We start from the raw sequence: 22,421 nt of genomic DNA on the forward strand, positions 1-22,421 counted from the left end.
TATCTAAATTAAACGACAAATCAAACTGTTACACGTGATGTTGCTGTTTTTAATTAATTATTTAGGTATAATAGTAGATAAATACGGTTACATTTTAAAAAGAGGCTTCCAATGAAACTCGATAATCACTTTAATTCTATTTCAATCCTTGATCAACAACTTGCTCCATCCAACAATCTTGATGCATTTGCCTATACTAATACCTTGTTAGCTAAGCTTTCAAATACACCATTTTTGCACTTTTGGACGCTGGAAGATACTTTAATTTTAGGTATGACTGATCAACGACTACCACATATTAACGATGCGTTAACTTTACTCGCGAACAATCATTTACACTATTTTGTTCGTAATTCGGGGGGCTTATCAGTGATCAGTGACGAGGGAATTTTGAATATTTCATTATTTATTCCCATTAGTTTACCCCTCACAGTTGATGAAGCTTATGCAGAAATGGCACAACTAATCCAAACTGCTTTTCCAGAATTATCGATTATGACTGGCGAAATTGTACATTCATACTGTCCTGGTAAATTCGACTTAAGTGTTAACGGTCAAAAAATTGGTGGGATTTCTCAACGCCGTAATAAAAATGGCACTGTAATCATGTTGTACCTCAGTATCAATGGCAATCAAACCAAACGTGGTCAAACAGTTGCCGAATTTTACAGTGCTGGTCTTCAAGATAACGATAACAACTGGAATTTTCCTGATGTTTGGCCTGACTCCATGATTAATCTTGATACCTTAATTCCCCAGCTTTCAGTTGGTGAAACCAAGCAGCGCATTTTAAACGTTTTCGCTTCATACCAACGCTCTTTATATTCAGAAGATATAGCGTTTAATACTGAATTAACCCTTCAGCGCGAATCAATGCGCAAGCGACAAACTAAACTAGAAAGCAGGCGTTAATTTTGAGTTTTAATGACGAGCGATTAACCAAAGAAAAAGTATTTCGCGACCCAGTTTACCAATATATTTACGTCGAAAATCAAATTATTATCGATTTAATTAATACTCCTGAGTTCCAACGATTACGCCGAATCAAGCAACTCGGCACTGCATCATTAGTCTTTCACGGTGCCGAACATTCTCGGTTTGGTCATTGCTTAGGCGTTTACGAAATCACCCGTCGAATTTGTAATTACTTCCAACGCAATTATTCTTCTACCACCCCGGATGATGGTCTTTGGAATGATGAAGAACGTGGAGTTGCCCTTTGTGCAGCCCTTCTTCACGATATCGGTCATGGCCCTTATTCACATACATTTGAACATATCTTCCATACCGATCACGAGGCCATTACTACCAAAATCATCACGTCGAACGATTCGAATATCAATAAAATCTTAAAACGAGTATCTGATGATTTTCCTAAAAAAGTTGCGAGTGTTATCGACCATTCTTATCCCAATAAACAAGTCGTCCAAATGATTTCGAGTCAAATTGATGCGGATCGCATGGATTATCTCCAACGAGATTCATATTATACTGGTACTAGTTATGGTAATTTTGATCTCGAACGTGTTTTACGAGTTATTCGACCATATAAAGACGGCATTACTTTTGAAATTTCAGGTATGCACGCAGTTGAAGATTACATTTTAAGTCGCTTACAAATGTACCTACAAATTTATTTTCATCCCGCTTCACGTTCGATGGAAGAAATTTTGGATCATTTATTGAAACGGGCCCATAATTTATATTCCAGCGGCCAATTAGAATCATCATTTGCTTCAAAAATGTTAATGCCGTTTTTCAATAATTCATTCACTTTAAAAGAATATCTAGCACTAGACGATGGTGTTCTTAACACAATTTTCGCTCAATGGCGCGAATCATCAGATGATATTTTATCAGATTTAGCCAACCGCTTTTTAGATCGTCGGCCACTTAAATCAGTATCTTACGACGATAAGACCAAACCACTATTACCTAAATTACAAGAATTAATTCAAACAGCCGGTTTTAATAGTGAGTATTATACCTCCACCAATGATAGCTACAATTTACCTTATGACACTTATAATCCCCAAGCAACTAATTCAAAAACACAAATTGAATTAATGCAACCAAATGGTGATTTAGTTGAACTATCGGAAATTAGTACCCTTGTAGCATCAATTTCTGGAAAAATTGTCGGCAATCAAAAATTCTTTTTTCCAAAAGAAATGTTATCTGCCGATCCCAACATTGAGATTTTTCAACCGATTTACGAAGAGTTCCAAGCTTACATTAGTAATGATCAAATAATTAATCCACAATCATAGAGGAGAACATCATGGCCATTAAATTAGTAGCAATCGATATCGACGGGACACTCGTCACCGATGAAAAACAACTCACCAACGAAACTATCACCGCCATTAACGCTGCCACTGCTCAAGGGGTTAAAGTCGTCTTATGTACCGGACGTCCACTAAATGGCGTTCAAGCATACTTGAAAAAACTCGGTTTAGCTGACCAAGCTGAAAGTTACGTTATTACTTTTAACGGTTCGCTAGTCCAAAATACTAATGGTGATATTATTGTTCGCCATACGGTCGCTTTTAACGATTACCTTGATATGGAATTGCTCAGTCGAAAAGCTGGCTTACATTTCCACGTCGAAACTGACCAATTCATTTATACGGCTAACCGCGATATCAGCCCTTATTCAATCGCTGAATCATTCCTCGTTAATACCCCCATTAAATATCGAACGGTTGACGAAATGACTGACGAACTATCATTTTCAAAAGGAATGTTAATTGACGATCCAGCTTTAATTACTAAAGCTTTAACGGAAAAAACGATTCCCGATGAATTTTACGAACGTTTTTACATTGTTCGCAGTGAACCTTACTTCCTAGAATTAATGAATAAAGATGCTAGCAAAGGTAATGCCATTCGCGACTTAGCCGGTCAACTAGATATTAAGCAAGACGAAATCATGGCGCTTGGTGATCAAGAAAATGATTTAACCATGATTGATTATGCTGGTTTAGGGGTTGCGATGGGTAATGCCATTGATGAAGTTAAAGCACATGCTAATCAAGAAACGTTAACAAACCAGAAAAATGGGGTAGCCGCCGCCATTAATAAATACGTTTTAAATAAATAGATAAAAAATGATTCGCAATTAATTTTGCGAATCATTTTTATTTACTTACTGGCTTTAGCCATTGCAGCTTGACCTAAAATATTGAGGTAATTAAATGGTCGGTCAAATTGGGGTTGGAATAACATATCAACAAATGCTAAGAAATCAATTGTATTTTCATTTTGAATACAAACCGAAATCAAGTTAGCCGATTGTGACACATCATACTCACTCATTAATTGGCCACCCAAAATTTTACGACTAGTTTTATCCCAAACTAACGTCATTAAGATTGGGGTCGTTGATGGCATAAATTCTGGACGATAATTATCTTCAATCGTCACTGATTCAGCATCAAAACCTTCATTTTTCGCATGTTCTAAAGTCATCCCGGCAGATACTAAGGTCTTACCATATAGCTTAAGCCCTGAAGCTGATTGCGTTCCCATATATTTAACGGTTGGCTTAAAGATATTCATTCCCGCTAACGTACCTTGACGAACTGCATTAGTTGCCAATGGAATATAGGCATCACGACCAGTTGGATTGTAGTGAACTGCCACGGAATCACCAGCCCCATAGATATCTGGATTAGATGTTTGCATATAATCGTTGGTTTTAATTGAACCATCAGCATTCATGTCGACAATTCCTTTAAGTAAATCAGTATTGGGACGGAAACCAATACATAGCACAGCCATATCAGCTTCATATTGACCGGCATCTGTGGTTACAACCACACCCTCGCCAGTATCAGTGAATTTATCAACCTTTTGATTTAAGGCTAACTTAACACCATTACCTTCAAATTCGGTTGCTAAACAATCTGTATATTCAGCATCGTAATATTTGCTAAGCATTCTTGGCAATCCATCAACTAATGTAACTTCGTGACCCTTTTTATTGTAAGCTTCAACTAGTTCAACTCCGATATAGCCGCCACCGATAACCACGATTTTTTTACCCGCTTGCGCATCTTTAAACAAACGTTGTGCGTGATCATAATTCTTACATAGATAAACATGGTCACCATTGATACCTTCAATTGGTGGAATTACTGGCCATGAACCAGTGGTCACAATTAACTTGTCATAGCTATCTGTGCTGGTTGCACCAGTAACTAAGTTAGTCACTGTTACTTCTTTTTTATCAGCATCAATATTAGTAACATCATGTTGCATATTAACGTTTGCGCCTAATTTAGCTAGGGTTTCAGGACTTGAATAAAATAATCCTTGTGGATCTTTCACTTCACCGCCAAGATAAAGTGCAATTCCACATGATAAAAACGAAATGTTGTCATTACGTTCATAAACGGTCACTTGCGTATCTGGATCAGTAGCATAAATTTGATTAATTGCTGCGGTTCCTGCGTGCGTACATCCAATAACAATAACTTTCATATCATAAATCCTTCCGTGATTCATATTTTGTGAAAACTTTTACAAATTCATTCTAACATAAATCCACTAACTAAAAATAAGTATTTTATTAAGTTTTATTTATCAATCACTAACCACCTATCAGCTACCGGTATTACCTTAATCTTAGTTTAAATAACAAGTGCATTAATTGATTACCATCAATTATTTATCTGTCGATAACAAACATAATAAAAAAACACACCTGCCAGCAGGTGTGTTTCATCAAGCTTAATATTTTGGGGTATATGTGTTAGTCGAAATATTATAGTCAAAGATGCCAACTAAGCTTTGAACTTGTGAATCGCCATCAATAGCACGAACTTCAATGGTATAGTCAGAGCCACTTTCACTCGTAACCATGAATGAATAATTAGTTGATCCATAATAACCAGCGGCTTTAGCAAAATTGCTAATAACTGTCATTTTGTTAGTAGGAACTACTTCACTGGTTGAGTTAGAACTACTTTCGCTTGAAGTAACAGGTGTAGTCGTAGCTACTTGACTAGAACTACTCTGGCTGGTACTTGTAGCAGCTGTAGTATCATCATTTTTAGTTGAACTTGTTGCGGCAACGCTAGTTGAACTAGCTTGTGAGCTGGCTTTTTTATCAGCCTTTTTAGCTACTACTGAACTGCTAGTGGCACTCTTACTTGAGTTGTCGGAGGAACTTTTGACTGAACTATTAGTGCTGCAACCGGTTAATGATAACGCTAATACTAACCCACCAATTGTCAATCCTAATTTTTTAAGTATCATTCTCTTTTTCATAATTTGTTCCTCCTCCATTTACTTTATGTGCTAATTATAACATCAATGTAACAAAAAAACCGTTTAATTGAAATATTAATGTAATCTTAATGTAATATTTCAACTCACGGTTTTTATTATATTTTTACCAGTCTTGATCCATGTCAAAACGTTTCTTAAACAATGGACTAACCGGTTTATTTTCATTGATGCGTTTAATCGCAGCTCCAAGTAATGGGCCGACGGAGACTTGTACTAATTTATCAATTTGCTTTTCTTTTGGCAAATTAATTGAATCAGTTACAACTACTTGTTTAATTGGTGAATTTTGAAGCCGTTCAATTGCTGGACCTGAAAGCACCGGATGAGTACATGATGCATATACTTCTTCAGCACCTTTATCCATCAAGGCTTGTGCTCCTAACGAAATCGTCCCGGCCGTATCAATCATATCATCAATCAAGATACACTTTTTACCCTTGACATCCCCGATAATATTCATAATTTCCGCCACGTTCGGTTTCGTTCGGCGCTTATCAATAATTGCAATTGGTGCACCAAGGAATTCAGCTAATGCCCGTGCACGGGTTACTCCACCATGATCAGGTGAAACAACCACCGCATTTTCAGCGATGCCATTCTTAATGAAATAATCAGCTAACAATGGTGCACCCATCATATGATCCAATGGAATATCAAAGAATCCTTGAATTTGAGCTGCATGTAAATCAAGCGCAACCACGCGATCAACACCAGCTTTTTCCAACATATTTGCCACTAATTTAGCTGTAATCGGTTCACGAGAACGAGCTTTCCGATCTTGACGAGCGTAGCCATAATAAGGCATGACCACGTTAATCGTATTGGCGCTTGCCCGACGCAATGCGTCAATCATAATTAGTAATTCAACTAAATTATCATTCACTGGTGCTGATGTTGATTGAACAACATACACATTATCACCACGAATACTTTCTTCAATGTTAATGCGGATTTCACCATCACTAAACTTATCTACTGACAGTTTACCCAACTCCACTCCAACCGTTTCAGCAATTTTTTCAGCTAACGGACGATTAGAATTTAGTGCAAATACTTTCAACTTTGGATCAAAATATTGCTGTTCCATTTATTTATCCACCTTATTTAATCTCAAGTAACTATGATACGTATTTCAAGACAAAAATTCAAGCATTACCAAGGTAGTTTCTTCGCATAATCTGGTTTATTGGTTTGACGTGCACGCGCAATGGCCATGTCAAACTTATCAGTATCATTATATACCGTTGAACCAGCCGCTACAAATGAATCTTCGGCAATATTAATCGGTGCAATCAAATTGCTATTACTACCAATAAATGCGTGATCACCGATGTTTGTATGATGTTTAGACGTCCCGTCATAATTAACAAAAACTACGCCACAACCAACATTAATATTCTTACCCAATGTAGCATCCCCAACATAAGTTAAGTGTCCAACTTTAGTACCCTTATCAATTGATGCTTTTTTGATTTCCACGAAATTACCAATGTGCACATTTTCGCCAATTTCTGATTCTGGTCTGAGATGTGAATATGGGCCAATATCACTACCAGTATGCATTTCTGAGTCTTCAATCGTTGATGAGGTCACTTTAACTTCATCATGCAAAATTGAGTTGATAATATCTGAATGTGAACTAATATAACAATCGGTCCCGATTACAGTATTACCTTTAATCGTTACGCCACCTTCAATCACTGTATCAGAACCAATTTTTACATCGCTATCAATATAAGTTGTTTTTGGATCAAGTAAAGTTACCCCTTCTTGCATCCAATGTGTGTTGATTCGATTACGCATAATTTCGTTTGCTTTAGCCAATGCCATCCGGTCATTAACCCCCATTGATTCATCAAAATCATCCATTCGATAAGCAGCCACAATATCGCCACGCTTTTTCAAAATCCCGACAACATCCGTTAGATAATATTCACCTTGGGCATTATCATTGCTCAACAACTTCAAGGCATTAAATAAGGTTTGATTATCAAAACAATAGACACCGGTATTAATTTCATTGATGGCTTGTTCTTCGGGGGTTGCATCTTTTTGTTCAACAATTTTTTCAACAATCCCAATTTCATTACGAACTAAGCGACCGTAACCAGTTGGATCAGGCGCAATCGATGTTAACACCGTTGCAGATGCTTGTTTAGCTGTATGATATTCAACTAACTTTTGTAATGTTTCCGCTTGAAATAGTGGTGTGTCGCCACTAATAACCAAAGTTTGACCATCTAAATCACTGAGTAAATCGTCGGCTTGCATTACTGCATGGCCGGTTCCTAATTGTTGCTTTTGAACGGCATATTTAGTTCGATCACCCAATGCTTCTTCAACATTTTCAGCACCAAACCCAACGATAGTCACGATATTATCCATATGATTAGCTTCTAACTGGGTCAAAACATGATCAACCATTGCTTTACCCGCAACTTGATGAAGGACTTTATAAAGCTTCGACTTCATTCGTGTCCCTTTACCTGCGGCTAAAATAATTGCATTCTTCGTCTTCATTACTTATTTCTCCATTCCTGATCCAAATACAGTATTGATAAAATTACCAAATTCTGCTGAAATCGTTTGATTGTTCGGATTAACGGCATTGACCTTCACTAATGATGTAAAATCATCAACTAAACGGTCGCCACTAAATTCACCTTCTGCAAAGACGGTCATCCCAACTAAATGCGCCTCAAATTCTTCAATCAATGAGCGCATTCCGTTTAAGGTTCCGCCACCCTTCATGAAATCATCGACCACTAAGACGTTAGCGCCGCGTTTCAAGCTACGACGTGATAATTCCATTTTTTCAATGCGCTTTGATGATCCAGAAACATAATTAACACTGACAGTTGAGCCTTCAGTAATATGGGAATCATTCCGGACAATTACAAACGGAACATTGAGGGAAGTTGCCACACTTTGGGCAATTGGAATTCCTTTAGTCGCCACCGTCATTACGGCATCTACTTTTTGATTCAAATATTGAGTCGCAATTAACCGACCAACTTGGCGTAACACATCGGGACGACTTAATAAATCAGATAAATAAACATAGCCTCCTGGTAACAAACGACTTTCATCATTAATTTCGTTAACGACTTGCTTTAAAAATACTTCGGCTTCTTCTTTAAGCATATAAGGAATAAACTTAGCGCCACCTGAAGCACCCGGAAGAGTTTCCAAAATTCCAGTCCCACGTTCTTGAAATGTTCGCTTAATAATCCCTAGGTCTTCACTGATCGAAGACTTAGCTGAATCATATCGTTCCCCAAAAAATTTCAATGATACTAATGACCTGGGATGCTCTAACAGGTATCTCGTCATATCTACCAAGCGATCACTACGTTTGATTTTCATTTCAAATTCCCCTCTAAATCGCGTTATTTTCATTATTATAATACCATAAATGTTCGTGTTTTAGGCAGAATTAATGCGAGAAAATTGCAATTTTTAATCAATCAACTAAAAAATAATACTTAATCATCAGTTTGCTTATATTATTTATTAAATCGATACAGAAATAATTTTTGAAACGTCGATAAATTCTTTTTTTATTTGTTGAGGTGTTATTCTATTATCATTTTTAACCCATCGTTCAATATAGTTAGTAAAACCACCAAAACTAAAAACTAGTGTATTTTCAATGGATTTTTCTCCAAATTCATCAAATAAGTATTTTTTCCGAACTCTGTATACAGTAATTATTTCTTTTAATAATTTATCAGTAACTAAATACAGCATATTATTATCTACTAATTTTTTAAAAAAATATACATTTTCATTGACTAAATTAAAAATTATCAAGGCAATATTAGAAACTATTAAATCATCCATCACACTTAATCGATTTAAATATTCTTTAACAATTTTATCCACTTCAATACTCAAAACATCTATTTTCGTATCAAAGTTTCGATAAAATGTTTTTCGCGAAATTAATGCGTAATCACAAATTTCTTTAATTGTTATTTTATATATAGGCTTGTTATCCATTATCACTAATAAAGCGTTTAAAATTTGTTGTTTAGAATATTGTGATTTGGCATTCCCTTTATTTTTCATTCAATACTCCATAATAGTTTCATTATTTTTTTTATGTATCTATTAACCTAAAGAGGTTGCTAGTTAATTATTTAAATAATATCATAATAGACACACGTGAGTCTATTATAGTATGGAGGTCATAGTATATGTTTATTAATTATCTTTGGTTACCTATTTTATTTGTTACTCATGATTTTGAAGAAATCATTATTGTTCCAATATGGGTTAAGAAGCATTCGATACTTTTATCTAGACAAAAGCATCCTTTATTTGGTGGACTTTCTAACAGTTCCATTCTTTCTATAGGAATATTAGAAGAACTTTTAATTTTAATTTTCATTTCGATATATAGTATGTTTCACCCAAATAATTCTATATATTTCGGCATAATGTTAACATATTTAATCCACTTATTTTTACACATTATTTTTTGTATTCAATACCATTGTTACGTCCCTGGCATTGTCACTTCATTAATACAAATACCTATTTGTATTAATATTTTAAAAATTAATTTATCATCAATAACTCTACCTGTAATTCATACAATACTCGTTTCTAGCATTTGTTTATTATTATTTTTTATAAATATTATATTTATTCATAAATTAATGAAGTGGATATCAAATAAAAGCCTTCTCTAAAATTCAGTTTATTTATATAAAAAAAGTGCAATACCAATCAAAAATAATTGATATTGCACTTCTATTTATAATTTTTTAATCAACAATTACGTCTTTTCACATTATTAACAAACTAGCTTTATTTATCTTGACGACGTTTAATTATAATTACGCCACCAATTGCTGCAACAAGAATTAAAATTCCTAATGCAATCAGCCACATTGACTGTTGTTCACTAGTTTGCGGTAGATTTACACTACTATTCGGTGTTGGCTTACCAGGCGTCACAGTTTCACTTGGCGTTTTCGATGTATGACTATTAGTAATCATAATATTACCTTGATTTTTATCGTTCACCGAACTTTTATAACCACTAACTGTTCCAACTTCCTTGACCGTATATTTAACCTTTTGACCATTTTGTTTATCCTTCAGGTTTTGCCAAGTATGCGTCCAATTAGCTTCGCTAGTCAATATAACTTCGTCACCTTGTTTTTGACCATTAGCATAAAGTTGCACTCTAATCTTATCTGGTCGGATGCCATCTTGATTGTTTTGATCATTCCAAGACTTAGTAACCGTCACACTGGTTATTCCCGGCGTATAATGGTTAATTAGATTATTACCATCAATCGCTGTGGTATAGCCTTTGGTTTGATTCTCAGTAACAGTATAAATAACTTTTTGACCATTACTATCATATTCAGGTAATTCACTGAAACTATATTGCCAGTTATCAGCCGCTGAAACTTTTTTAGACTGCACTAATTTACCATTAGCTAATAAGTTTACTGTAATTGAATTAGGACGAGTTCCATCTTGATTATTTTGATCATCCCACGTCTTTGTACCATTAACTGATACGGTTGTCGCTGCATTACCATTACCACTATTATCTGGTGAGTAAACATCAACAGTTTGCTTTTCGATATTGTAACCCGTTAAATTACCGCTATTTTCATAATGAACTGATGCTCCGTTGTTGGTAATGTTCGTTTCGTAATCAATTAACACGGTCCCGGTTATATCACCCAAGTTGGTTTTAAACCCGGCCGTTCCATCTTCAATCGTCGCGCTGCTAGGATATGTAGATAAAACCGTAAAATCGTTCCCACCAGCTTGATATTTAACATTTTGTGCGACCACAGAACCAGAAACTAAGGTCTGATCGCCACCAACGATATCGGTATAAACCGCGTTATTAATTGTTTTGTTGGCATAATTCACTCGAACTCGCCAATGAATAACATTCGGATTATCGGCATCATACCAGCCCCACTTATAAAGTAGTTCGCCTTTATCCGGTCCATCTGAAGGATTAACATTAACCTCGATTGAACCCGCATTGCCCCAATCAATTGGCACCTTGGTATCTTGTTCTACTTCATTAGTATTCCAATGAACTACCAACTTAAAGCTCCCGGTAATTGCATTATGATTATCCTTAACGGCATCGGTCAACGTAATTGTCACCTTACCAGTAGCTGGATCAGCAATTGCATGTCCAATCACCGTTCCGCCAGCGTCAGTAATATCAAATTTTGTGACATTTGCTAACGTAAAGACTGAAGGAATATCAACCGTCATTGTATCCCCAGCTTTAGCTTCACCAGCCGGAATCGTAAAATTCCAAACTGCTTGCATACTGTCGTAAATCCCAAAATCAGTTTTGACATTGCCGTCTTCATCTTGCAATTCAGCCTTCGTAATGAATTGATCTTGCCAATCTTGACTAGCTGCCTTCGTTACTTTAGTTGTACTAGCAGCTGGTGTTTCAAACACCTTGGCACTAGTAGAACTAATTAACGCTTGATTCGTTGATACTGAACTGGTTGACTGTTTAGCCAAACTCGTCACAGTTTTTGAGTTACTAGTATCCGCCATCGTTGTGAGTGGATATCCTAAAACCGATCCCAACATCAATAACACCGTTAGATACGCCCATATTTTTTTGTACATACTTCACACTCCTTCTTCGATTAAGATAAAACGTTACCAACCGCTTTAATATAACATATTTTTTCAAATTATATGAATATAAATCTAATCATAACTTATCACAATTGTGATAATAAATATCAGTTAAACAAATGCAATTATGTCCCTTATACAAGCCATTTTTCCACATTATCAATAAATAATAAGTTATCACACACATTCCACCACTTGAATAATTTATCCCAAATAAAAACACTTTCGATTAATAATCAAAAGTGTTTTTATTATTATCGTTTCTTGTTCCAAATTAAACCACTTAGATAAAAGATTACTTCAATCGTTGCAATGAAGAAACTCGTTGGCCAATTAGTGAAATACCCTAACGTAATTCCCAACCAAGTTCCCGCTACTGCAAAACCAATTGACAAAGCAATCATCGAGCTCACACTGTGCACAAAGTAACGGGCACTAGCAGCTGGTAACGTTAATAAAATAAAGATTAATAACGAACCAACAATTTGTGCGGCCACGCTAACACTTAAAGCTAGCATAATCAAAAAGGCAATTGAAATTACGGTGCCATTAATGCCGTTAACTCGGGCACCAACGGAATCAAATGAATCAAATTTTAATTGACGATACATCAACAAAGTTACTAGGATGACAATAATTGATAAAATCACCACTTGCCACACTTCACCCAAACTAATCCCGATCACGCTACCAAATAAGATACTCGTTGCTGAAGCTGCACTATTATCTGATAATGAAATAAATAAAATTCCTAAGCCTAAAAATAAAGCGGAAACTGCACTAATTACATTTTCCCGGCGAGCAGAACGCACACCTAGTTCTCCAACCATTGCCGAACTTAACACTGTAAATAGTAACATGCCATTTAAAGCTGGCCAGCCCATAAAAAGTCCAAATGCCGCGCCAGCAAATCCAATTTCAGCTAATGTGTGGGTTAAAAACGACATCCCCCGAGCAATCACAAAGACACCCATCATCCCACAAATAACCGCAATAAACGTCCCCGCCACCAGTGCATGGCGCATAAAATCAAAACTTAACATTAAACTTTCTCACTTTCTGAGACGTTGAGACTTGCGATTGGTCCCATCGTGTATTCTTGCTGTTTCGTCATTAATAAATAGTTATCCGCATAGTTTCTTGCTAACGGTAGGTCATGGGTGATAAAAATTGCACTCATCTTGTTTTCTTGTTGAACTTTAGCTACTAACTTTAATAATTCCTGTTTCATTTCAACATCTAAGCTGGCAGTTGATTCATCCAAAATCAATAATTTAGGTGAATTTAATAATGCTTGGGCTAAATATGCACGTTGTTTTTCACCACCCGAAGCTTGACCTAATGGTCGATCAGCAATTTTAGTTAAATTAGTTTGTTCAATAATTGACCAAACTTTCGCTTTTTCATTTGCTGTAACCCAAGGTAATTTGCTGTCACGTAAGTTCAAACTAACAAAATCTTTAACTGTAATTGGATATTCCTCATCTAAATTGCGTGATTGTGGTACATAACCAATGTTCTTAGCAATGGAATGATCGGTAAATTTAATCGTCCCGGCTTTTGGTGTTAACATCCCCAATAAACTACGTACCAAGGTTGTTTTCCCGACACCATTTTCACCAATAATTGCTAAAAATTCCCCTTCAGCAAGGTTAAAATTCAAATCTTTAATGATATTAGTTGGACCATATGAAGCCGTCAAATGGTTTACTGTAAGGATATTTTTGATAATGAGGCCTCTTTCTCTTAATCTAAATTGTAATGATTACCATTTGACTATTTTACACAAACATCCCCCGTTGTGCAACAAAAAAAAGACGTTGCCGTCTCTAATTATGTTTAGTCACCGTATGAAATTGATGTTGCTGTACTTGCAGTGCTGGATTACCTACAACCGTAGTATTCGACACGACGTCATCAAGCACCACACTTCCCGCCCCAATCTTAGCAAAGGCCCCAATTTCAATTGGTCCCAGCAACATAGCATTAGCCCCAATCAAGACATGATTACCAACTTGCGGATGCCGTTTGCCAGCGACCGTTCGTCTCGAACCTAAGGTGACTCCATGTAAAATCGTTACAAAATCACCAATGACAGCCGTTTCGCCAATTACCACACCCATACCATGATCAATAAAGACATGTTTGCCAATTTGAGCTCCAGGATGAATTTCAACACCCGATGTTCGTTTACCTAGATGTGCAACGATGGCCGCCAATAAGTAATCCTGCCGCTGATACAGCCAATGACTGACTCGGTAATAGGCCAACGCATGAAAACCGGAATACGTCAGCATTACTTCCCAGATATTTCGGGCTGCTGGATCATTATTTACAATGTATTTTGCCGCTGAAAACATCAATTTCACCCCGAACTTCATGATCAGTAATTTTATAAATTATTCAAGCCATTAGTTACATCCGCCACCAAATCAGCTTCATCTTCGATCCCAACTGATAACCGAATCAACTCATCTTGAATACCATTTTCCAACCGAATTTCACGTGGAATCGCACCATGCGTCATAATCGCTGGAATTTCAATTAAGCTTTCGATTCCACCTAGGCTTTCAGCTAAGGAAATCATCGTTAAACCGTCAATAAATTTTTTTGGATCAAGGCCAGCGGCTAATTCAAATGAAATCATGGCTCCGAAATGATTCATCTGTTTCTTAGCCACTTGATATCCGGCAAAATCCGGATCACCGGGATAATAAATTTTAGCCACTCGTGCATCTTGTTTCAATAATTTAACCAATGTTGCTGTATTTTCATGATGAACTCGCATCCGGGCACCTAACGTTTTAATTCCTCGCTGTAAGAGCCAACTGTCGTCTGGTCCAAGCACGCTCCCGATTGAATTTTGTAAGAAGGCTAATTCTTCAGCAATCTTTTCATCATTGGTAATCGCTAAACCTGCGACTAAATCACTATGACCACCTAAGTACTTCGTGGCTGAATGAACCACCACGTCAGCCCCTAATACAAGTGGATTTTGATTATAAGGCGTAGCAAAGGTATTATCGACAATTGTTTGAACCTGATGCTTTTTAGCGATTGCGGCAATCGCTGCAATGTCCGCAATTTGTAACAACGGGTTCGTAGGAGTTTCAAAATAAATTGCGACCGTATTAGTTTGAATTGCGGATTCAACCGCAGCTAAATCTTGCATATCGACAACCGTGAACTCTAAACCAAATCGCTTCATCACTTTATTAATTAAGCGAAATGTCCCACCATAAACATCATTCCCAACGACTAGATGATCACCAGCGGAATACATTGATAGCGTTGCGTGAATCGCGGCTGAACCAGATGCAAAAGCAAAGCCGGCGATGCCTTGTTCTAAGTCTGCCACCAGTTGTTCTAAAGCTTGACGCGTTGGATTACCACTCCGCGAATACTCCCAGGTTGGTGTCCCGCCAACTATTTGTTGATGAAAAGTTGATGCCCGATAAATTGGCATTGAAACAGCCCCTGTAGTTGGGTCTTCACTAATACCGCCATGGATTAACTTTGAATTGAATTTCATTTATATTTCCTCCGAAGAATTATTTTTGATAGATATTTTCACTTAAGTAACGTTCACTGGAATCTGGAAAAATCGTGACAATGTTGGAACCATCGGGTAACTCTTGGGCTAGTTCTAAGCTTGCTGCCAGTGCCGCACCACTTGAACTACCAACAAACAAGCCATAATACTTAGCTAAAGCATGAACCTGCTTAAAGGCCGCTTCATCGCTGATGGTTTTCACGCGATCTGGTTTTACCGTTTTAAAGAAAGGTGGAATGAATTCAACGCCAATCCCTTCGGTTAGATGAGCATGCGGTGTCCCACCATTTAAAATTGAGCCCTCTGGTTCGACGACGGTCGTCAGCAAGTCTGGGTACACCGCCTTCAACCCTTTAGCCGTTCCCGCAAATGTACCACCACTACCCGCACCGGCAACTAAAGCATCGAGTTGTAAATTATCTAAATCGGCGAGGATTTCAGGGGCCAGTGTTCGTTCATATACATCGGGATTACTTTGATTTTCAAATTGTAACGGAACAAACGCATTAGTCATTTCTGCGGCTAATTGCTTTGCTTTGGCAATTGCACCTTTGATTCCGTCGATCGAAGGTGTATTGATCACTTTAGCTCCCAATGCCGCCATCAACGTTTGTTTTTCAAAACTGAATTTTTCTGGAACGACCAAAATCACGGGTAGCTTATATTTTTGAGCGGCTAAGGCGACACCAATTCCAGTATTGCCAGCCGTTGGTTCAATAATGGTGGTCCCCATATTAATTTGGCCTTGCTTGATTCCATTTTCAATTAGCGACATTCCTAGCCGATCTTTAATGCTGCCACCTGGATTAAACATTTCCAGTTTGGCGTAAATTTGACTATTATTTGGCGTTGGCACAGGTAACTTAAGTAATGGCGTATGCCCAATTAATTCATAAACATTTTTGACTAACATTGCGAACTTCCTTTCTTCATTTGGGACAAAAAAAGACGCCGACTCCATGACTGAAGTTTGCGTCTTATACGATTTATCCCGATGTAATTGAATCCTAGTTTAAATAAATTTAGGCATGACAATTAGTGGGTCGCATAAAACGCGATCCACAACAACATACTTGTAAAAATGTGTTGTTTGCTAAAGTCATTTAAACTACCTCCAATTGATTGTTGTTAACAATACCTAATTAAATTATCCTTGTCAATCTTTTTATAACGATCTAACCAAGTAAACTTCACTACAAAAGCCACGTAAGCTATTGGTTAGGCGTTTGGCTCGTGATAATTTTTCACAAATTGCAAACATGGTTGGACCAGTTCCGCTCATCTGAGCCGTATCCGCACCCAGTTTCAACATTTGTGTTTTCAAATTATCAATTTCTGGATATTTGGCGGCCGTAATTGGTTCCAGTACATTACCCATTGAAGCAAAGATTTCCGCCGTGGTCCCCGAATTAATTGCCGTCACCAATCGATCAATGTCAATATGTTGCACTTGTGTGTAATCAATCTGCTTTAAAATCGTTGGGGTTGAGACACTTAGTTTCGGTTTAGCAACCACAATTGGGAAATGTGGAAAATTTTCAATCGGCGTGACAATCTCACCATGACCAGTCACGTGAGCTGTTTGACTATAAATACAATATGGAACATCCGAATCAATCGTCAATGCTAATTTAGCTAACTCTTTTAAACTTAATCCGAGCTTCCAAATTTGATTCAAAGCTCGCAAAACAGCAGCGGCATCTGACGAGCCACCACCTAATCCAGCCGCGACTGGAATCTTTTTGCTAATTTGCACGACAACCCCGTCAGTTTGGTGAAATCGGGTCCGTAAAATGTGGACTGCTTGATAAGCTAAATTACGTTGGTCATTCGGTAAAAAGCCACTGTTGGTATATACCTCAATCTTTGGATTACCTGGAATTGTTTCCACACTGACATAATCTGCTAAGTCAATCGAGGTCATCACCATATTCCACTCGGGTGATTGATCATCATATCTCCGAGGCGTATCCAATCCTAAATTAATTTTAGCTGGTGCTTTTTCAATAATCTTCAATCGGACACACCTCCTTATTCTTCTATTTAAAATTATTATACTAATTATCATTAACCACGACAATCAATTTCGCTGTTTACTTAATTATACAAAAAAATCTCTGTTATTTAATTAATAAAATGGTAACCACTTTATTAATTAAATAACAGAGAAATTAACCTACTCAACATCCTCTATATCTTCGTCCGTATCTTGATGTTCTTCAAAATTAAAGTCAATCTCGATATTTTTGGTCAATAGATCCGTGTAGCTATATGAAACTCGTTCAAAGGCATTTTCGTCTTGATTCAAGTTAACAATAAACACAGCTGGATATGTTTCGCTCAAAACGCCGTGACGTTTTGTGATCTTTTTACGACCGGCTTGTGCTATAACTACAACCTCATCGCCGACACGTTGGTCAAGCTCTGCTTTAATGCTAGCTAGTGTTACTGGCATTCTATTCACCTCACTGGCTTCCACTATACGCTCATTTGAGCGGAATTGCAAATTTTACCACAACTGTTTTAAATGTGCAAGGATTTTCTATTGTAAATTATGACCGGCCAATGCATTCGATAATGCAACAAATTGTTCTAGTGATAATTGTTCCGGACGAATTTGCGAGTCCACCTTAATTTCGTCTAATGAAGCCTGCATTTGTTCACGAATTTCAGGAGTTTTACCGTATACCGTTTGAAGATTATTCCATAAGCTCTTGCGACGATGAGCAAAGCAACCCTTAATTAACTTAAACATTGCTTTTTCATCAATCGGTTGGATTGGTAAAGCTTCTTTACGGGGTTCAAGGACGACGATTGCTGAATCAACATTAGGTGATGGGACGAACACTTTGCGTGAAACTTCAAAGGCAATTTTAGCATCCATTTCGTATTGTACGGTTAATGATAATGAACCATAAGCTTTAACTCCTGGATCCGAAGTAATCCGTTGCGCAACTTCTTTTTGCATCATAACTGTAATTGAATCCCACTTAGTAGTTGAATTTAATAACTGCATCAAAATTGGTGTCGTAATATAATATGGCAAGTTAGCGACCACTTTAATTGGAGCGGTTGGATCAGTAAATTTAGTTTGAACTAAGTCTGGCAAATTAGCTTTCAATACATCCGCATTAATTACTTCAACATTATTGTACGGATCCAAAACTTCATCCAAAACATCCATTAATTGCGTATCAATTTCTAACGCTAAAACTTCACCACCGGCAATGGCAAGTTGTTCTGTCAATGCCCCAATCCCAGGGCCAATTTCAATCACATTATCGTCCGGAGTAATTCCGGCTGCTTCAACAATATTTTGTAATACATTTAAATCCGTTAAAAAGTTTTGACCTAAGGCTTTCTTGGCCCGTAATCGATATTTTTCTAAAATTGCTCGTGTCCGAATTGGATTACCAACTGCTGGAATTTCACTCATTGTTTTCCTCCTGATTCAGTTGGTCTATCCCCGACTGAAATTGCTCTTTTGTAATTTGAAATAAATTTAATCGTTTTAACATTTGTTTACCATTACCATAACCAATGCCGAGGATTTCTCCCAGTCGTTCACGTCGATAACGTGAATTAGCTCCGTTGGTCAAACCGGCGCTGCGTAAATCAGTTAATGCCAGTTCACTCGGAAAATTGCCATCACTTTGCGTATAAACACTCGCTAATGATTCTTTGATGACAGCTGGACTAGCGTGTTCAACACCTAAACTACCACCAGCAACCGTGGGCACACCTTCTTTACGTTTAATAAAGGCATGCTTAACCCCTGGAATGGCGGCGGAAATCATCTTTCGAATTCGTTCACCATTGAAATCAGGGTCAGTAAACACAATTAAACCACGCTTAACTTGTAAGATTTTTAATTTTTCGATATCACTAGACGACAAAGCAGACCCGTTAGTTTCAAACGTGTCTGCATTGACTGCTTGTGCGATTCTTTTGGTATCATCCTTGCCTTCAACGACCAGGATTTCTTTAATTTTTTGCATTTTACTTCCTAAATAACTTGGTTGCATTAGCAAAGGTAATATCACTAATTTCTTTGTTCGTCATTTCGCGTAATTCAGCAACTGCTTGCACTACAAAATTAGTAAAGCCGGGTTCATTTTGCTTACCACGATATGGAGCTGGCGTTAAATAAGGGGCATCAGTTTCAACTAATAACTTATCTAACGGGGTCGCAATCACTGACTCATGAACTTCAGTCGCATTTTTAAAACTAGCAACCCCACTATATGAGATATGCATCCCCAAGTCCAAGAACTTCTTTAACCATTCGGTAGTGCCATTAAAGCTGTGCATTACTCCACCAATATCACGAATATCGACTTCTTTTAAAATATCATACGTATCTTGAAAGGCATCACGATCATGTACTGAAATGGGTAAGTGCATCTCTTTAGCGATTTGAACTTGGCGTTTAAAGGCAGCTTTTTGAACGTCATGTGGGGTCTCTTTCCAATAGTAATCAAGGCCCATTTCACCGACAGCAACCACTTCTGAATCGGCTAATTGTTCAATTAAAATATTTTCCTTTTCAGTCGTAAAATCACCAGCTGATTCCGGATGCCAACCCACAATCGCATGAATATTTTCATATTGATGCGCTAATTCGATAGCCCGGGCATTCAAGAGTGTATCCGAACCCACCACATTCATTTGATTAACACCATAATGTTTGGCCCGCGCTAAATAAGCGGGTACTTCATCCCAGAATGCATCGTCATTTAAATGGGTATGAGTATCATAGATATTCAACTGTTCTTCATGATTATAAATTGCCAAGTTCATTCTCCTTTTTACCAGTTTTATTCGACACCAGAACCATTAACTAAACTATCTGGAACAGTAACAACCGTTACCACCCCGTCATGTTCAGCCGACATAATCATACCTTCACTCATTTCACCGCGCATCTTACGTGGCTTCAAGTTAGCTACAATTAAGACTTTCTTATTAAGTAAGACTTCTGGTTCTTGATACCATTGTGCAATCCCTGACAAGATTTGACGACCGTCTTTTGTCCCATCATCTAATTGGAATTTCAACAATTTATCAGCGCCTTCAACATGGTCAACCGCTTTAATTTGAGCGACTTTTAATTCAACCTTATCAAATACATCAATGCGGATGGCTTTTTTACCGTCAGTTTCTTCTTCAGTACTATCTTGTGCTGCTTTTTTAGCTTCTTCCATAACAGCCCGTCCCTTTTTCTTTTCGTCAGCCGTCATCTTATCTTGGATAAAGGCGACTTCTTGTTCCGTATCTAAACGTGGGAAAATTGGGGTTCCCTTTTCAACTACTACTGCACCCTTAGCAAAATCATTAAACGCTAACGTTTCGATTTCTAAGTTAGTATCCGTAACGCCTAATTGACGTAAGATTTCCTTTGGTGCATGAGTCATCATTGGTTGTAATAAGCCGGCAATTACGCGTAAGCTTTTAGCCAAGTTACCCATCACAGCGGATAGAGTAGCTTGCTTAGCTTCATCTTTAGCTAAGACCCATGGTTCAGTTTCATCAATATACTTATTAGCCCGGGCAATTAATTTCCAAACGGCCTTCAAAGCATCCGCAAAGTGCATATCATCCATCGAAGCTTTGAATTCAGTAATTACTTGAGTGGCAGTTCGTTCAAGATCCGCATCAAACTCAGTTGAAGCTGGGCTATCAATCGTAACTTTGCCGCCTTCGTACTTGTTAATCATGGCGACGGTCCGGTTTAATAAATTACCTAAATCATTAGCTAAATCATAATTAACTTTATCAACAAAATCTGCCGGTGTGAAAATTCCATCATTACCATAAGGCATCGCCCGTAATAGATAATAACGAACCGCATCTAAGCCATAACGTTCCACTAACGTTTCCGGATAAATCACGTTGCCCTTAGATTTAGACATTTTACCGTCTTTCATCAATAACCAACCATGACCAAAGACTTGTTTAGGTAATTCCAAGCCCAACGCATGCAACATAATTGGCCAGTAAATCGTATGGAAACGCACAATTTCTTTACCAACCATATGGGTTCCAGGCCAATACTTTTTAAAGTTACTGTCGTCATCACTACCATAGCCTAAAGCCGTAATATAGTTAGTCAAGGCATCAATCCACACATAAACCACGTGTTTGGGATTACTCTTAACTTTGACACCCCAGTTAAAGGTCGTCCGTGAAACCGCTAAATCTTCCAAACCGGGTTTAATGAAATTATTAATCATTTCATTCATCCGAGCAGTTGGTTGAATAAAGTCTGGATGCTTTTGGTAATAATCTAGGAGCCAATCGGCATATTTACTCATCTTAAAGAAATAAGATTCTTCTTTGACTAATTCAACCTCGTGACCAGAAGGAGCTTTGCCCCCAATGGCTTTACCGTTATCGTCGGTATAGACTTCAGCTAATTGCGTTTCGGTAAAATATTCTTCATCAGAAACTGAATACCAGCCTTCATATTCACCAAGATAAATATCACCTTGATCTAATAATTGTTCAAAGATTTTTTGAACAGCGGCTTCATGATAATCATCAGTGGTCCGAATAAAGTTGGTATTTGAAATTTCAAGAATTTTCCAAAGCTCTTTAATATCTTTAGCCATACCGTCAACGTATGCTTGTGGTTCCATGCCTAATTTAGCGGCTTTTTCTTCAATTTTAAGTCCATGTTCATCAGTTCCTGTTGAGAATGCTACATCATAGCCCATGAGACGTTTGTAGCGAGCCTCCGCATCACAAGCAATTGTGGTGTATGAGTTACCAATATGTAGTTTACCTGAGGGGTAATAAATTGGTGTAGTTATATAATATGTTGGTTTGTTGTCAGACATATGAGGACGTCCCTTCTACTCACGATGTGAAATTTAATAATACCTTTAAGTATAGCAAAAATCGCCATGAAATTCGACCGCTCTTA

Annotated in this window: 22 protein-coding genes; 4 read left to right on the top strand and 18 right to left on the bottom strand. The window is 37.4% G+C overall.

Annotation, left to right across the window (positions count from 1 at the left end; genetic code table 11):
• Positions 1-111 precede the first annotated feature (111 nt).
• From FC70_RS00150 to yidA, 3 genes are read left to right on the top strand one after another with little or no spacing between them, the layout of a single operon-like run.
• Positions 112-912, top strand: coding sequence for a lipoate--protein ligase family protein (locus FC70_RS00150; RefSeq protein WP_057889018.1), 801 nt, complete (start codon positions 112-114; stop codon positions 910-912).
• The gene (locus FC70_RS00155; protein WP_172457073.1) at positions 912-2,270 is read left to right on the top strand and encodes an HD domain-containing protein; all 1,359 of its coding nucleotides are present in this window, start codon (positions 912-914) and stop codon (positions 2,268-2,270) included. The genes FC70_RS00150 and FC70_RS00155 overlap by 1 nt, the downstream gene beginning before the upstream one ends.
• A gap of 11 nt (positions 2,271-2,281) precedes the next feature.
• The gene (gene yidA, locus FC70_RS00160; RefSeq protein WP_057889020.1) at positions 2,282-3,103 is read left to right on the top strand and encodes a sugar-phosphatase; all 822 of its coding nucleotides are present in this window, start codon (positions 2,282-2,284) and stop codon (positions 3,101-3,103) included.
• A gap of 41 nt (positions 3,104-3,144) precedes the next feature.
• Here yidA and FC70_RS00165 read toward each other — a convergent pair whose 3' ends face one another.
• The 6 genes from FC70_RS00165 to FC70_RS00190 form a co-directional block, all read right to left on the bottom strand.
• The gene (locus FC70_RS00165) at positions 3,145-4,485 is read right to left on the bottom strand and encodes an FAD-dependent oxidoreductase (RefSeq protein ID WP_057889021.1); all 1,341 of its coding nucleotides are present in this window, start codon (positions 4,483-4,485) and stop codon (positions 3,145-3,147) included.
• 249 nt (positions 4,486-4,734) lie between these two features.
• Entirely contained in the window at positions 4,735-5,274 is a 540-nt protein-coding gene (locus FC70_RS00170; protein ID WP_057889022.1) for a hypothetical protein, read from the bottom strand.
• Positions 5,275-5,398: 124 nt separating this feature from the next.
• Positions 5,399-6,382 (bottom strand): ribose-phosphate diphosphokinase, encoded by a 984-nt coding sequence (locus tag FC70_RS00175; RefSeq protein ID WP_057889023.1) that lies wholly within the window; start codon positions 6,380-6,382, stop codon positions 5,399-5,401.
• Positions 6,383-6,447: 65 nt separating this feature from the next.
• Positions 6,448-7,815 carry a bifunctional UDP-N-acetylglucosamine diphosphorylase/glucosamine-1-phosphate N-acetyltransferase GlmU gene (gene glmU, locus FC70_RS00180; RefSeq protein ID WP_057889024.1) on the bottom strand — a complete coding sequence of 456 codons (1,368 nt, stop codon included), beginning with the start codon at positions 7,813-7,815 and terminating at the stop codon, positions 6,448-6,450.
• Positions 7,816-7,818: 3 nt separating this feature from the next.
• Positions 7,819-8,661: a pur operon repressor gene (gene purR, locus FC70_RS00185; protein ID WP_057889025.1), complete on the bottom strand. Its 843-nt coding sequence runs from the start codon at positions 8,659-8,661 to the stop codon at positions 7,819-7,821.
• Positions 8,662-8,808: 147 nt separating this feature from the next.
• The gene (locus FC70_RS00190) at positions 8,809-9,366 is read right to left on the bottom strand and encodes a TetR/AcrR family transcriptional regulator (RefSeq protein WP_057889026.1); all 558 of its coding nucleotides are present in this window, start codon (positions 9,364-9,366) and stop codon (positions 8,809-8,811) included.
• Positions 9,367-9,494: 128 nt separating this feature from the next.
• Between FC70_RS00190 and FC70_RS09535 the strand changes: the two genes are divergently transcribed.
• Entirely contained in the window at positions 9,495-9,992 is a 498-nt protein-coding gene (locus tag FC70_RS09535; RefSeq protein ID WP_057889027.1) for an HXXEE domain-containing protein, read from the top strand.
• Between the two features lie 118 nt (positions 9,993-10,110).
• Here FC70_RS09535 and FC70_RS00200 read toward each other — a convergent pair whose 3' ends face one another.
• The 12 genes from FC70_RS00200 to metG all read right to left on the bottom strand — a co-directional run bounded on the left by FC70_RS00200 (position 10,111) and on the right by metG (position 22,335).
• Entirely contained in the window at positions 10,111-11,931 is a 1,821-nt protein-coding gene (locus tag FC70_RS00200) for a Cna B-type domain-containing protein (RefSeq protein WP_057889028.1), read from the bottom strand.
• A gap of 266 nt (positions 11,932-12,197) precedes the next feature.
• Positions 12,198-12,986: a metal ABC transporter permease gene (locus FC70_RS00205; protein ID WP_057889029.1), complete on the bottom strand. Its 789-nt coding sequence runs from the start codon at positions 12,984-12,986 to the stop codon at positions 12,198-12,200.
• The gene (locus FC70_RS00210) at positions 12,986-13,675 is read right to left on the bottom strand and encodes a metal ABC transporter ATP-binding protein (RefSeq protein ID WP_057889030.1); all 690 of its coding nucleotides are present in this window, start codon (positions 13,673-13,675) and stop codon (positions 12,986-12,988) included. The genes FC70_RS00205 and FC70_RS00210 overlap by 1 nt, the downstream gene beginning before the upstream one ends.
• 97 nt (positions 13,676-13,772) lie before the next feature.
• The gene (gene cysE / locus FC70_RS00215) at positions 13,773-14,303 is read right to left on the bottom strand and encodes a serine O-acetyltransferase (RefSeq protein WP_057889031.1); all 531 of its coding nucleotides are present in this window, start codon (positions 14,301-14,303) and stop codon (positions 13,773-13,775) included.
• Between the two features lie 32 nt (positions 14,304-14,335).
• Entirely contained in the window at positions 14,336-15,475 is a 1,140-nt protein-coding gene (locus FC70_RS00220) for a trans-sulfuration enzyme family protein (RefSeq protein WP_057889032.1), read from the bottom strand.
• 19 nt (positions 15,476-15,494) lie between these two features.
• Positions 15,495-16,409, bottom strand: coding sequence for a PLP-dependent cysteine synthase family protein (locus FC70_RS00225; RefSeq protein ID WP_057889033.1), 915 nt, complete (start codon positions 16,407-16,409; stop codon positions 15,495-15,497).
• Positions 16,410-16,661: 252 nt separating this feature from the next.
• Complete coding sequence (ispE, locus tag FC70_RS00230) at positions 16,662-17,513, bottom strand: 4-(cytidine 5'-diphospho)-2-C-methyl-D-erythritol kinase (RefSeq protein ID WP_057889034.1); 852 nt, start codon at positions 17,511-17,513, stop codon at positions 16,662-16,664.
• Positions 17,514-17,672: 159 nt separating this feature from the next.
• Positions 17,673-17,951, bottom strand: a complete 279-nt coding sequence (locus tag FC70_RS00235; RefSeq protein WP_057889035.1) for a Veg family protein — start codon at positions 17,949-17,951, stop codon at positions 17,673-17,675.
• Between the two features lie 87 nt (positions 17,952-18,038).
• Positions 18,039-18,932 carry a 16S rRNA (adenine(1518)-N(6)/adenine(1519)-N(6))-dimethyltransferase RsmA gene (gene rsmA, locus FC70_RS00240; protein WP_057889036.1) on the bottom strand — a complete coding sequence of 298 codons (894 nt, stop codon included), beginning with the start codon at positions 18,930-18,932 and terminating at the stop codon, positions 18,039-18,041.
• Entirely contained in the window at positions 18,925-19,494 is a 570-nt protein-coding gene (gene rnmV, locus FC70_RS00245; protein ID WP_057889037.1) for a ribonuclease M5, read from the bottom strand. The genes rsmA and rnmV overlap by 8 nt, the downstream gene beginning before the upstream one ends.
• Before the next feature lies 1 nt (position 19,495).
• Complete coding sequence (locus tag FC70_RS00250; protein WP_083478578.1) at positions 19,496-20,263, bottom strand: TatD family hydrolase; 768 nt, start codon at positions 20,261-20,263, stop codon at positions 19,496-19,498.
• Between the two features lie 50 nt (positions 20,264-20,313).
• Positions 20,314-22,335: a methionine--tRNA ligase gene (metG, locus tag FC70_RS00255; protein ID WP_057889039.1), complete on the bottom strand. Its 2,022-nt coding sequence runs from the start codon at positions 22,333-22,335 to the stop codon at positions 20,314-20,316.
• Positions 22,336-22,421 lie beyond the last annotated feature (86 nt).

The sequence above is a fragment of the Paucilactobacillus oligofermentans DSM 15707 = LMG 22743 genome, from assembly GCF_001434315.1.
In the GTDB taxonomy this organism is placed as follows: Bacteria; Bacillota; Bacilli; order Lactobacillales; family Lactobacillaceae; genus Paucilactobacillus; species Paucilactobacillus oligofermentans.